The organism is Kitasatospora sp. NPDC001225, assembly GCF_053597855.1.
Genome location: NZ_JBSFJC010000028.1, coordinates 18414 through 32175, shown reverse-complemented (window position 1 = coordinate 32175; position 13762 = coordinate 18414). Strand labels below are relative to the sequence as shown.

General features: G+C 73.4%; 9 protein-coding genes. All 9 read left to right on the top strand.

Going from position 1 to position 13762, the window contains the following annotated elements:
• Positions 1 to 133 precede the first annotated feature (133 nt).
• The 9 genes from ACWDCZ_RS12475 to ACWDCZ_RS12435 all read left to right on the top strand — a co-directional run bounded on the left by ACWDCZ_RS12475 (position 134) and on the right by ACWDCZ_RS12435 (position 13507).
• On the top strand, positions 134 to 1654 hold the full coding sequence (locus ACWDCZ_RS12475) for a sialidase family protein (protein WP_449815930.1): 1521 nt from the start codon (positions 134 to 136) through the stop codon (positions 1652 to 1654).
• 351 nt (positions 1655 to 2005) lie between these two features.
• Complete coding sequence (locus tag ACWDCZ_RS12470; protein WP_255357452.1) at positions 2006 to 2134, top strand: hypothetical protein; 129 nt, start codon at positions 2006 to 2008, stop codon at positions 2132 to 2134.
• 20 nt (positions 2135 to 2154) lie between these two features.
• Positions 2155 to 3096, top strand: a complete 942-nt coding sequence (locus tag ACWDCZ_RS12465; protein ID WP_449815929.1) for a phosphotransferase family protein — start codon at positions 2155 to 2157, stop codon at positions 3094 to 3096.
• A gap of 155 nt (positions 3097 to 3251) precedes the next feature.
• A complete protein-coding gene (locus ACWDCZ_RS12460; protein WP_449815928.1) occupies positions 3252 to 4592 on the top strand; it encodes a GH1 family beta-glucosidase in 1341 nt (446 codons plus the stop codon).
• Between the two features lie 182 nt (positions 4593 to 4774).
• Positions 4775 to 5224 (top strand): hypothetical protein, encoded by a 450-nt coding sequence (locus ACWDCZ_RS12455; protein ID WP_074004610.1) that lies wholly within the window; start codon positions 4775 to 4777, stop codon positions 5222 to 5224.
• Positions 5225 to 5433: 209 nt separating this feature from the next.
• A complete protein-coding gene (locus tag ACWDCZ_RS12450; RefSeq protein ID WP_449815927.1) occupies positions 5434 to 6948 on the top strand; it encodes a TIGR02677 family protein in 1515 nt (504 codons plus the stop codon).
• A 19-nt stretch (positions 6949 to 6967) separates the two neighbouring features.
• The gene (locus ACWDCZ_RS12445) at positions 6968 to 8182 is read left to right on the top strand and encodes a TIGR02678 family protein (RefSeq protein WP_449815926.1); all 1215 of its coding nucleotides are present in this window, start codon (positions 6968 to 6970) and stop codon (positions 8180 to 8182) included.
• A 16-nt stretch (positions 8183 to 8198) separates the two neighbouring features.
• Complete coding sequence (locus ACWDCZ_RS12440; protein WP_449815925.1) at positions 8199 to 12284, top strand: TIGR02680 family protein; 4086 nt, start codon at positions 8199 to 8201, stop codon at positions 12282 to 12284.
• On the top strand, positions 12281 to 13507 hold the full coding sequence (locus tag ACWDCZ_RS12435) for a TIGR02679 family protein (protein ID WP_449815924.1): 1227 nt from the start codon (positions 12281 to 12283) through the stop codon (positions 13505 to 13507). Before ACWDCZ_RS12440 ends, ACWDCZ_RS12435 begins: the two co-directional genes overlap by 4 nt.
• Positions 13508 to 13762: the final 255 nt, after the last annotated feature.

Genomic DNA, 13762 nt, shown 5'->3' with positions numbered 1-13762 from the left:
CGTCGCCCCCACGAGCCTCGACGGCGCCGGACTCCTCCGATCCGCACGCGCCAACCGGGGCGGGTCGCCGCGCCCTCGGACCGCGGCCCGCCCCTCGTCGTCCGTACCTTCCCCCCACGCGAAGGAGCTTCGGATGAAGCACCCGCGCACCCCTGCCCGCTGGCGGCGGCCGTTCGCCGTCGCCGCCGCGGCCGCCCTCGTCCTGACCGGCGCGGCCTGGAACGCCGCCCCGGCCGCCGGCGCCGCCCCGTACGCCCTGACCGTCGACGGCGGCGGACCGCGCCTGCTGCAGGTGAGCGCCGACCCGTTCACCGACACCGGGACCGGAAGCCAGCACGCCACCGAGGTGGAGCCCGACACCTTCGCCTACGGCGGCACGATCGTCTCCTCGTCCCAGGTCGGCCGGTTCCCCGCCGGCGGTTCGGCCGCCCTCAGCTGGAACACCTCGCGGGACGGCGGCGCCACCTGGCGGCACGGCATCCTGCCCGGCATCACCACCCACCAGGGCGGCGGCAACTGGGCCCGGGCCTCCGACCCCTCGATCGCCTACGACGCCAGGCACGGCACCTGGATGATCGCCGGCCTGGTCATCGACGCGGCGATCAACCCCGTCGGGGTGACCGTCAGCCGCTCGGCCGACGGCCTGCGCTGGCAGGACCCGGTGCGGGCGGTCGGCTTCGACGGCCAGGGCTACGACAAGGAGTGGATCGTCTGCGACAACACCCCGTCCAGCCCGTACTTCGGCACCTGCTACATCGAGGTCGACATCCCCTCCTCCGACAACCTGGTGGTGATGTCCGCCTCCCGGGACGGCGGCGCCACCTGGTCCGCCCCGTCGGGCCCGTCCGGCGTCAATCTGGGCCTCGGCGGCCAACCGCTGGTGCAGCCCGACGGCCGGGTCGTGGTCCCCTTCTCGACCGACACCACCTCGATCCGCTCCTTCAACTCGACCGACGGGGGCCGGTCCTGGGGCTCCACCGTCCTGGTCGCCGACGTCGTGGCGCACGGCGTCGCGGGCGGCCTGCGCGACGGGGAGGGCCTGCCCTCGGCCGAGATCGACGGCGCCGGCCGGGTCTACGTCGCCTGGCAGGACTGCCGGTTCCGGGCCGGCTGCCCGGGCAACGACATCGTCTACGCGACCTCGGCCGACGGGACCACCTGGTCCGCCGTGACCCGGGTGCCGATCGACGCCACCACCAGCGGCGCCGACCACTTCCTCCCCGGACTCGGCGTCGACCGCGCCACCTCCGGGCACGGCGCCAAGCTCGGGCTGTACTACTACTTCTACCCGAACGCCGACTGCACGGACGCCACCTGCGAGTTGGAGGTCGGCTTCATCTCCTCCGCCAACGGCGGCGCCACCTGGAGCGCGCCGCGGACCGTCGCCGGCCCGATGCCGCTGTCCCGGATCGCCGCCACCGGAGGCGGCGCCATGGTCGGCGACTACCTCTCCACCTCCGTGCTCGACGGCAAGGCGGTGGCGATCTTCGCGGTCGGCAGGGCCCCGGCCGACGGCCAGGCCTACGACGAGGCCATGTACGCCGTCGAGGGCGGCCTGCCCGTCCGCGGCGGCAGCACCCCGTCCAGCACCGGTCCGGTCGCCTTCACCGCGCCCGTCCGGGAGCGGCAGCTGCCGCCGCCGGTCCGTCACTGACCCGCCACTGATCCCCGCTGACCCACCGCTGACCCACCCGGGCCCGTCCTCCCGCCCCACCGGGAGGGCGGGCCCGGCCGCGTCCCGAACCGGGTCGGCGCGGCAGCACGGCAGTACGGCGACACGGCAGCGTGGCGAATTCGACGGAATCCGGCGTGCCGCCCCAGGAGAGCACCAACCAGCTCGCCACGGGCGACTTCCCGGCCGTCATCGGCGACTGCCACGCCGTCCGCGACCTCCAGACCCACACGAGCATCGCCCCGCTGCCGGCCGAGGGAGTTCCCGCAACTGCCGGAGCTGGTCGCCCGGCACTACGCCGGCATCGTCGTAGAGGACGGCCTCCTCCTCGACGTGGGCTGCTCGACCGGTACCCTGATCCGCACCCTGGCGGAGCGTCGCCAGGGCAGCAGGGCCGGGTCCGGCCAGGCCATGACGGCCCAGAAGTACACCTGCTTCGAGGGCTTCCTGGCCGTCAAATGACAAACAGAGGAAGGTTTCTGGTGAGGCTTCCCGCCACTGGACAACTGATCGACCAGGACGTCACGGACGGGCTCGCCGAACTCGCGGGCTCGCTCGGCTACACCCCGCCCGCGGTGCTCAGCAGCGGCGTGGAGTTCCTCGTCTACCGGGCGAGCCCGCTGAGCGGCGCGGCGCACGAGGACGTGGTGCTGCGCGTTCCGCGCGCCCGTACGTTCCACACCGCGAACAACGTCGGCGTCGGCGCGGACGGCCTGCTGGAGCAGGAACTCCGGATCACCCAGTGGCTGGCCCCGGACGGCTTCCCGGTCGCCCGCGCCCTGGGCATCGAGTACACCCGGACGGGCACGCCGGTGCTGCTCTCGGCCTTCGTGGACTCCGACGCCCAGGCACCGGACTGGTCCGAGGTCGGGGCGCTGTTCGCGGCGCTGCACGCCAAGCCGGCCCCGGACCTGGCGCCCGTCGTCCAGTACGGCCGGCCCGTCCCCGACCTGCTGGCGCAGCGGCTGCCCGACCGGTTCGGCAGGCTGCTGGACCTCCGCCCGGGCCTGGGCGAGCTGCCCGAGCGCGCGGCGATCGCGGCCCGCCTCGCCGGGACGTCGGCCGAGCCCGCGCTGCTCCACCTGGACCTGCGCCGGCAGAACCTGCTGTGCAGCCAGGGGCGGGTGGCCGCGCTGATCGACTGGTCCAACGTGCTGATCGGCGACCCCGCGATGGAACTGGCGCGGATGTCCGAGTACGCGCTCATCCCGGAGAACGGCCTGGACGAGCGGGCGATCCGCCAGGGCTACGCGGCCGCGGGCGGGAAGTCCTCCGTCACCCCCGCGGCCGACCTCCTCTACCGGCTGGACGCGGCGGTGATGCTGGCCCTGGTCTTCACCTCGGTGGCGCCGGACCCGCAGCTCGGGCCGGTGCAGACGGCACGGGTGGTCGAACTGCTGCGGGAGCTCGCCGACGTGTGGTGACGGGGCCGGGGTGAGTCCCTCACCCCCTGGCCACCGGACGACGGAAGGGACCGAGGCCCTCTGCGGGGCTCCGGTCCCTTCCGTCGTCCCACTCTGGTGTTTCGGCGCCGCGCCGGTAACATGACTTCCCCTCATGTTTCCGTCAGGAGGCTGTCATGCCGGACCGCTTCGACCTGCCGGCGGGGTTCCGCTGGGGTGCCGCCACCGCCGCCTACCAGATCGAGGGGGCGGTGAACGAGGACGGCCGCGGGCCCTCCGTCTGGGACACCTTCGCCGCCCGCCCCGGCGCCGTCCGCGACGGCCACACCGGCGCGGTGGCCTGCGACCACTACCACCGGTACCCCGAGGACATCGCCTTGATGAAGGGCCTCGGACTCGACGGCTACCGCTTCTCCGTCGCCTGGTCCCGCGTCCAGCCCACCGGCGCGGGCGCCGTGAACGCCGCCGGCCTCGCCTTCTACGACCGCCTCGTCGACGCCCTCCTCGACGCCGGCATCACCCCGCTCCCCACCCTCTTCCACTGGGACCTCCCGCAGGCCCTCGAAGACCACGGCGGCTGGCTCAACCGCGACACCGCGTACCGCTTCGCCGAGTACGCGGGGATCGTCGCCGACCGCCTCGGCGACCGCGTCCCCGCCTGGATCACCCTCAACGAGCCCTTCGTCCACACGGTCTTCGGCTACGCCCTGGGCACCCACGCCCCCGGCCGCACCCTGATGTTCGAGGCCCTCCCCGCCGCCCACCACCAGCTCCTCGCCCACGGCCTGGCCGCCACCGTCCTCCACGACCGCGGCCTGGAGGCGATGCTCTCCAACAACCTCACCCCCGTCGAGCCGGCCACCCCCTCACCCGCCGACCTCGCCGCCGCCGAGGCCTACGACGCCCTCCACAACCGCCTGTTCACCGACCCCGTCCTCCTCGGCCGCTACCCCGACCTCACCGCCCTCGGCGTCCCCGACGACATCTTCGACGCCGTCCACCCCGGCGACCTCGACCTCATCCACACCCCCGGCCTCGACGGCCTCGGCCTCAACTTCTACAACCCCACCCGCGTCGCCGCCCCCACCGAACCCGGCCTCCCCTTCGACCTCGTCGACATCCCCGACGTCCCCCACACCGCCTTCGGCTGGCCCGTCGTCCCCGACGCCCTCCGCCAACTCCTCCTCAACCTCCGCGACACCTACGGCAAGGCCCTCCCGCCCCTCACCATCACCGAGAACGGCTGCTCCGTCGAGGAGTCCACCACCCCCGACCAGCCCCGCATCGACTTCATGTCCGCCCACCTCGACGCCCTCGCCCAGGCCACCGCCGAAGGCATCGACATCCGCGGCTACTACACCTGGTCCCTCCTCGACAACTTCGAATGGGCCGAGGGCTACCACCAGCGCTTCGGCCTCGTCCACGTCGACTTCGCCACCCAGCAGCGCACCCCGAAGGCCTCCTACGCCTGGTACCGCGACCTGATCGCCGCCCACCATACGAAATCCGGACGTTAGTCAAGGCCTGGGCAGGGGGGTGCGGGTCAGGATCGCGACGGGGAAGGGGGTGTCGTCCGATCCTTGACGGCCATGGGAACTCCGCCCGCCTCCGCGCGCTGTCACCTGTCCTCGCCACCCGTGCCATCGGGTGACTACGATCGGTGAGGATTCCGGTCGACTGACGTACCAGGGAGGCCCGGATGGACGCGGAACTACCGGCGCTGCGGCTGAAGCTCTACATCGAGTCGCTCCAGGTCCTGATGCCCGAGCGGCAGTTCAAGCTTCTGATGGATCTCCTGCGCGGCTATGCCGAGCTCGGTGGTGGGCGGATCGAGGTGAAGCTGGACGCAGAGGAACGGGAGCTGTTCACACCCGCGGTGCAGCGCGAACTGCTCGTTCTCCTCGGCCTGCTCGGTGCCCTGGTGCCCGGACACGAGGACCGCGCCGACGGTGTGGTGGCCGACCTCGGCGACGGCGAGCGGGCCAAGGGGGTCATGTCGCTCGTACCGCCGGAGGTCGCTTCCGATCCGGCCCGCCTGCGGGACATGCGCGACCGGCTTGACGCCGCCGAGGGCCGGCGGGCGAGCGACCGCGCGACGGTCGAGGGAATCGCGGAGGTGAGCGGGATGGCGGGGACGGAAGAGAACTGATCCGAGCGCGTTCAGCTCTGTGAAACCTCACCGGCGGTTGCCGGAGCCGGGACACAGGCCTCCCCGGAGGCCCGGGCGCACCTGCACCAGCTGTACCTGCCGCACGCGACCTGGCCGGTCGACAACCGCGTCGTCGGGCGTCGGCACGTCCGCGTACTGTGGTGCCCGGAAGACGGGGAGGGGAGCCGTTGCGCAGGGTGCCGCCGGAGATGTTCCGGTTCACGACGGGGGAGAGGGCCGAACTCTACGGTGCGATCCTTCAAGCCTTCGGAGCGGCCAACGAGCGGCTGGAGACCGCGCTCGGGCTGGACGAGGTCCGCACCCGGCTGCGGACGGTGGGCTGGCTCGACGCGATCCATGACGACGACCTCCAGGAGGCGCTGCGCAAGCTCAGGGAGTGGCAGCTGCTGGACGTCGTCCAGAACCACGCGGAGAACTACCGCACCGCCGAGGAGTACGAGCGCCGCAACCTCCAGTACTCGCTGACCCGACGCGGTGAGGCCGCGTCCGCCGGGGTCGAGCACGCCCTGTTCGTCCTCGCCTCGACGGGGGCGCTCCAGACGGCGGTGCTGGAGGCGATCACGGACCGGCTCGACGAGCTGTACGTCCTGCTGGGCGACTCCGCGTCCTCGGACCGTCGGGCCTTCACCACGCTGCAGGAGCTGGAGGGCCACCTGGAGGCGCTGCTGGCCAACACCAAGGCGTTCAACGGCGAGTTGCAGCGCCTGCTGCGCGCCGAAGGTGCGGACCTGGCGACCTTCCGCGAGGTGAAGGCCGCGACGGTGGCCTATCTCCAGGAGTTCCTCGTCAACCTCGACCAGCGGGGCCAGGCGGTCGCCACCGCCGTCGAGCGTGTGGAGCGGCTCGGGGTGAGCCTGCTGCACGCGCGGGCGCTGCGGGGCGCCGAGCTGCCGCCGGTCGCCGACGGCGATCCCGCGCCGGCCTGGCTGGAGCGGCGCCGGGCGCGCTGGGAGGGGCTCCGGTCCTGGTTCCGGCCGGCCGACGGGGCACGGCCCCGCGTGGAGCAGCTGCACGACGTGGCGCGGCGGGCGATCGTGACGCTCCTCCAGGTTCTCGACCGGATCACCGAGTCACGGCGCCGCTCCTCCAGCGCCGTCCAGGACTTCCGGGAGCTGGCCCGCTGGTTCGCCGCCGCGCCCACCGAGGACGACCTGCACCGCCTCTGGTCGGCCGCCTTCGGTCTGGGGTCGGCCCGTCACGCCCATCTCGCCCACCCCGACCCGGAGTTGGTTCCCTCCTCGGGCAGCTGGGCCGAGACCCCGCCGGTGGAGGTCTCGGCGCTGCTGCGCACCAGCGGTCGCACCGAGCGGTTCACCCGCACCGGGAAGGTGCGCGACATCGGAGGCATCAAGGCGGCCCGGGCCGAGCGGGCCCGGAAGGAGCGGGCCGAACTCGAAGCGGCCTGGGACGTTCTGGGAACCGACGGCCCGGTGCGGCTCTCCGACCTGCGCGTGCTGGACCACACCGTCTTCGAGCGGCTGCTCGACCTCCTCGGCCGGGCGCTGGCCGTACGACCGGACGCCGGCGGGGCACGTCGGGCGGTCACCTCGGACGGCCGCGTGGAGATCGTGCTCCGGCCTTCTCCCGAGGGCGGACGGGCCGTCCTGCGGACCTCCCACGGCCGGTTCGAAGGGCCCGACTACCTGGTGGAGATCCGGAGCCCGAGCGCACTGCGGGCGGTCGTCCGGGAGGACAGCGCATGAACACCACCAGGAGCGGCACATGAGCACCCTCGCCAACCAGCTGGTCCTGGCCGAGCGGCAGGACATAGCCCGAGGCATCAGACTGCTCCTCGGCCTGCCGCTGATCACCGAGCGCGGTGACCCGCCCGCCTTCGAGCTGATCCGCCGCCGTCAGGATCCGCTGACGAAGTGGTTCGACTACAACTGCGGCTGGCAGCTGGTGGTGGAGCCGCGCCTGGGGTATGCGCGTCTGCTCAAGATCCGGACCGTGCCCGACGCCTCGCGCCCCGCCCGTCGGCTGCGGTCCGGCAAGGCCCCGTTCGACCGCCGCCGTTACACGCTGCTGTGCGTCGTCGCGGCCGAGCTGCTTCCGGTCCCGGTCACGACGGTCGGCCTGCTCGCCGACCGGGTCGTCCACGCCTGTGCCACCGACGAGGCACTGCCGCCCTTCGACACGGCGAGCAGGTCCGAGCGCATGGCGTTCGTGGACGTGCTCAAGCTGTTGGAGGCCTACGGCGCGCTCCTCACCGTGGACGGCGTCACGGAGAGCTTCGTCGACTCGGCGAAGGCCAAGGTCCTCTACCGAGTGGACGCCACCGTCCTGATGCGCCTGCTCGCCGCGCCCGTCGGCCCGTCCCGGCTGGCCGTTCCGGCGCAGGACGTGCCGCTGCGCTTCGAGGAACTCCTGCGGGGCACGGTGCGCGAGAGCCGGTACGGCGGGGCCGACGCCTCCGACGCGCAGCGCAACCTCCGGCTCCGGCACTCGGTGCTCCGGCGGCTCCTCGACGATCCCGTCCTGCACCACGACGAACTCGGCGCCGACGAACTGGCCTACCTGGCCTCGCCGACGGGGCGCCAGATCGTCAAGCGCGCCGCCGAGCAGGGCGGCTTCGTGCTGGAGGAACGGGCCGACGGCCTGCTGCTCGTGGACCCGGAGGCCATCGCCACCGACAGCCGCTTCCCGGACGACTCCGCGACGGCACGCGTCGCCGCCCTGCTCCTGCTGGAACCGCTGACGGCCGCCCCGGACGGGCTGGCACCGGAACAGCTCGAGGCCGAGGCGAACACGCTGCTGCGGCGCTTCCCGCGGTGGGCGAAGGGTTACCAGTCCGAGGACGGCGCCCAGCGGCTCTCCGCCGACGCCCTTCGTGTCCTCGACGACTTCGGCCTGGCCCGCCGGATCGGCGACCGCACCGTTCCCCGGCCCGCGGCGTTCCGGTACCGCACCACCGTGACCGACGGTCCCGCAACCTGACCAGGGAAGACCTCCGATGACCGTGACACAGCCACCGCAGAGCCCCGTGCCCCCGACGGCGGCCGCAGCCGCGCGATGGCGGCCCGCCAGGGCCGGCATCCTCAACGTCTGGCGCTACTACGACGAGACCTTCACCTTCCACAAGGGCCGGCTGCTCCTGCGGGGGCAGAACGGCACCGGCAAGTCGAAGGCGCTGGAGGTGCTCCTGCCGTTCCTGTTCGACGCGAGCCTGCGACCCAACCGGCTGTCCACCTTCGGCGGCTCCGAGCGCACCATGCACTGGAACCTGATGGGGGAGGGCACCACGGGCAAGACCCGCGTCGGGTACGTGTGGCTGGAGTTCGTCCGCGGTGACGGCGATCCCGGGTGGTTCACCTGCGGCGCCAGGCTCCAGGCCAGCGTGCACACCCCCGGTGTCACCGTCGACTACTTCACCACCGGCGCGCGGATCGACCGCCCAGGCGGTCTCTCCCTGGTCAACGACGCGGGCCAGCCGCTCACCCGCGCCGCCCTGGCCGAAGCGCTGCACGGCCAGGGCGAGTTGCACGGGGCACCCACCGACTACCGCAACACGGTCCGCAGCACGCTCTTCCCCGGGCTGAGCGAGCAGCGCTTCGACGCCCTGATCACCGCGCTGCTCCAGCTCCGCACCCCCAAGCTCTCGGAGCGCCTGGATCCGTCGCTGCTGTCCTCGCTGCTCTCGCGGGCGCTGCCCCCGCTCGGCCAGGGCGAGATCACCGAACTGGCCGAGGGTTTCGAGCGCCTCGACCGCCAGCGCGAACACCTGAAGACACTGGACGACGAGGTGGCCGCGGCCACCGCCGTCGCGAACCAGCAACGCGGCTACGCCCAGCGCGTCCTGCGTGCCGGAGCAGCCGGTCTCATCTCCGCGACGACCGAGATGGACAACCTCGCCCGCCTCGCGAGGGAGAGCGGGGAGGCGCACGCGGGAGCCGTGCGTGAGCGCGACGAGAGCAACCGGACGCAACAGGAACTCGAACACGGGCGGCAGGAGATCGAGGGCGCCATCGAGGGGCTGCTCGACTCCGAGGTCTACCGGCAGGGGCAGGAGCTCGACCAGCTCCGTCGTAGGAGCGAGCAGGCCGACCAGACCGCCGCCCGGGCCCGTACCGCCGCCGACCGGAAGGTTCGGGCGGCCGACGAGGACGCGGGGCGTGCCGACGATGCGCGGCTGCGTTCCGAACAGCGGGCCGAACAGACCCGGGCCGCTCGCGAGGAGGCACGTGGCGCGGCGCGGCGAGCAGCCATGGAGTCCGTCTGCGCCGAGGTGCAGACGGTGCTCGGCACCGCACCGGGTCCGTCGGGGGAGAACGAGGAGCAGGGGCGTACGGCGCGCCGTCTGCTGCGCGGTGCGGTCGTCTCGCGGCACCACCAGATCGCCGACGTCCGAGCCGCCGTCGAGCGCCACGAGCGGTCCCTCGCGGGCCGGACGACGGCGGAGCAGCACCTCGATTCGGCGCGCGAACGGCTGACCGGGGCGACCGCGAAGCGCGAGGGGAACGCCCGCGCCTACCAGGCCGCCGTCGACGCCCACGCCGCCCTGTTGCGTCGTTGGGCGAGGGAGGACTGCGCGGAACTCTCGATCGACGACGCCGAGGAACTCGCGTCCCGTGCCGCCGTCGAGACTGATGTCCTCGTGCTGGTCGAAGCCGCGGCCCGGGCGGCGGAGAGCTCCATCACCGCCGACGAGACGACCGCCCGCGCCGGCCGGGACGACGCCCGCGCCGGGCGTGACCGGGTCCTCCGGGAACTGGAACGCATCGCGGCCGCGGCCGATCTCCCGCCGGTTCCACCACGGACTCGCACGGCCGACCGGTCGGTCCTGCCGGGGGCGCCACTGTGGCGTCTGCTGGCCTTCCGGCCGGACGTTCCGCCCGCCGATCAGGCCGGCGTCGAAGCGGCCCTCGAAGCGGCCGGCCTGCTCGACGCCTGGATGACCCCCGACGGCGGTCTCGTCGTCGCAGGGCACGACGTCCTGGCCGATCCGGCAGCGGCCGCGCCCGCACCCGGCCCCTCGCTGCTCGACGTCCTGGCTCCGGAACCCGACGGCCCGGTGCCGCCCGCCCGGGTGCGGCGGCTGCTTGCCGGTGTCGCCTACGGCCCCGCACTGACGACGGACCACCCGGCCGTCGTGGGCGCCGACGGAAGCTGGCGGCTGGCGATGGCGGTCGGCTCCTGGGCCAAGGAGGAGTCCAGCCACATCGGCGCCGCGGCCCGGGAACGCGCGAGGCAGCGGCGGATCGCGGAACTCACCACCGAACTGGCCGAGGCCGACACCGCCGTCGTCGGCTACGAGACGCGGCTGCATGCCCTCACCGACCGCCGGACGCGCCTCGAAGCCGACCTCCGCTCCCGGCCGCACCACCGGGACGTGGAGGAGGCCAAGGGCGGCTGGGACCGGGCCGAGTCCGAGGTGGGCGCTCGGGAGGACGCCGTGCGGGAGGCCGTCGAACAGCTCGCGCGGCAGGAGAAGGCGGTCGCGGACGCGCTGCGCACACTCGCCGTCGCCTCCGCCGAGCATGCCCTGCCGACCGAACGCGCCGCCCTGGACAAGACCGCCGCGGCCGTCGAAGCGCTGCGCGAACAGGCCGACGTCTGGCTCGACGCCCATCTCGCCTGGACAGCCGCCCACCAGGCCTGGCACTCCGCGCGCGGCCATGCCGAGGCATCGAGGGGGGCCGCGGCCGAGGGCCTGGCGGAGGCCGAGACCGCCGAGGCCGCCGCCCGTGGGCTCCGCTCCACGCTCCGGGCGGTCGAGAGCACCGTCGGTGAGGACTACCGCGAAGTGGCCGCCCGCATCAGTGACTTCCGGAAGTCCCTCGACCGCGTTCGCCGCGACCTCGAATCCGGCACCCAGGCACTTCTCGCGCTCGAAGGCCGCATCGGCGCGCTCGGCGCCACCGCGGCCCAGGACGAGGCCCTGCACGACAGGGCCGTCGAGGCCCGGAACGAGGCCGCCCATGGCTTCCGGCGCCTGTGCGTCCTCGGATTCGCCGAGGACGCGGGCCTCGGGCTCGTCCTCACCTCCGCGGACGGCACCCGCGCCACCCTCGAAGCGGCGCGCGAGACCGCTGCCGCGTGGCCCGACCTGCCGCACGGCACCAGGAACCTCGGTGACTCCCTGAACCGTCTCTCCGAGGCCGTCCACCGAGCCCGCCAGAGCCTCAGCAGCCGCGCCGACCTCGAGCTCGAAGCGGAGGAGGACGTCCAGGTCCTCACCGCCACCGTCGACGGCATCCGGGTCGGCGCGACCGGCCTCCTCGCCATCCTCACCGGTGAGCGTGACCGCGGTCAGGACGACATCACCGCAGCCGAACGCGGCCTCTTCGACCGGACCCTCACCGGCGACACGCGCCGCCACCTCGCCTCCCGGATCCGTCAGGCCGGTGAACTCGTCGAGCGGATGAACGGCCACCTCGAAGGGATCCGCACTGCCTCACGGGTGGCCGTCCGACTGGTGTGGCAGATCCACCCCGACCTGCCCGCCGGTACCCGGACGGCCCGTGAGCTGCTGCTCAAGGACCCGGCGCGGATCACCGAAGCCGACCGTGAGGCCCTCCACGCCTTCTTCCGGGGCCGGATCGAGGAAGCGAAGACCCGCAACACGGCGGCGACCTGGGAGGAGCAGCTCGCCGAGGTCCTCGACTACACGGCCTGGCACCAGTTCGTCGTCAAACTGGACCGCGCCAACGGCTCCGGGTGGCAGCTGCTCACCAAGAAGCTCCACGGCGCGCTCTCGGGCGGCGAGAAGGCCATCGCCCTCCACCTGCCGCTGTTCGCCGCCGTGGCCGCCCATTACGAGGCGGTGCCGGAGTCTCCGCGGCTGATCCTGCTCGACGAGGTCTTCGTCGGCGTCGACACCGTCAACCGCGGGCAGGTCTTCGGCCTCCTCGCGGCACTCGACCTCGACCTGGTGCTCACCTCGGACCACGAATGGTGCACCTACCGGGAGCTCTCCGGCATCGCCGTCCACCAGTTGATCACCGGAGGTGACGGCGACGACGCCGTCACCAGTGCCCGTTTCACCTGGACGGGCACCGACCTGCTGCCCGACGAAGCCGACGCGGAAGAACCGGCATGACGGACCGCCACCCCCTCGACCTCCCCGAGCTCCGACCCCTGTGGTCGGCCGTTCACGGCCGTCTCTCGACCGGTCGCTCCGTCAGCCGGGTACGGTGCGGACCACTCGACGAGGCGGGCCGGGAGGCACTGGCCGACCTCCTCGGGCTCGACCGGCTCCCCGGCGCCGAACCGACGATCCCCCTCGCCGGGCTCGACAGCGCCGTGCTGGACGCCTGCGGCCGACCCGTCCGAGACGTGGTGACCGCGATCCTCGGCCCGATCCACGACCGGGCCGCCGAGCGCCACCACAGGACCGGCCAACGCGAGGCCCTGTGGGCGTGGTTGGCCGGTCACGAGGTGGTCACCGTCCAGCCGGCCCTGCTGGACTGGGTCGGCCACCTGCGGGCCGGCGGCCTCGTCGACGGCTCACCCGAGCGGACCCGGGGCCTCATCGCCGCGGCGCTGACCGTCATCGCCGCGCTCCCGGCCGGTGGTGAGCCGCTACCGGTCCTCGCCGCGCGCCTCCTCGACGGCGACTCCCACGCCTTGGACGACGGGACCCGGCTCTCCTCCCTGGTCCTGCGGGCACTGGCGGTGCTGTACGGCACTGACATGCCCGAAACGGCCGAAGGGCGGCGCGCACTGTGGAGTCGAGCCGGCGTGGCCGACGACGAGCTGTCGGCCACCGTGCTCGCCGTCGGTCTCCGCCCCGGGGGAGAGGGCCCGGTGGCCGAGATCTCCCGAATCTGCGCCGGAGCGGGCCACCCCGTCAGCCTCACCCTCGCCCAAGTGCGCTCACCCGGCGAATTCACCGGTCCCACCGGACCCGTGCACATCACCGAGAACCCCAGCGTGCTCGCCCTGAGCCTGCGCCGCTTCGGCCCCCACTGCCCGCCGCTGGTCTGCACCTCCGGCTGGCCCAACACCGCCGTGATCCACCTGCTGCGCCGACTCGCCGACGACGGCGCGTCCCTGCGCTACCACGGCGACTTCGACGGCGAGGGCATCCGCATCGCGGCGCACGTCATGGCCAAGACCGGCGCAGCCCCCTGGCGGATGGCAGCCGACGACTACCGGGCCGCCGCGCCACGGGTTCCCTCGGGCCCCGACCCGGGGCGTCTGACGCCCGCACCGTGGGACCGGAGGCTCGTCGATTCCATGGCCGAACTGCGCACCGCAGTGGTCGAAGAGGTGGTCGCCGACCTTCTCCTCGACGATTTGGCAGACCACCGACACGGATAGAATGACAGCCTGTCCGACGGGCCGAGGGGTTCAATGCCGTCAACCCGGCGGACGCACCGCCGCTGCTCTGCCGGACCGTGATGCAGTCGCTCGGGCTGTCGGCCGCCGTGGTTCGGGTGCGGACCCGGAGCTGGCCGCGTGAGCTGGCCCCGCCCTCTCCGGCCTGCGCCAGCGAATCGATGCCGCCGGCAGCGCCCCCGGCGGTGGCGTCGGCGCCGTCGTCCGCGCGGTCTTCCCCGCGGCCGGGCGCCTGCT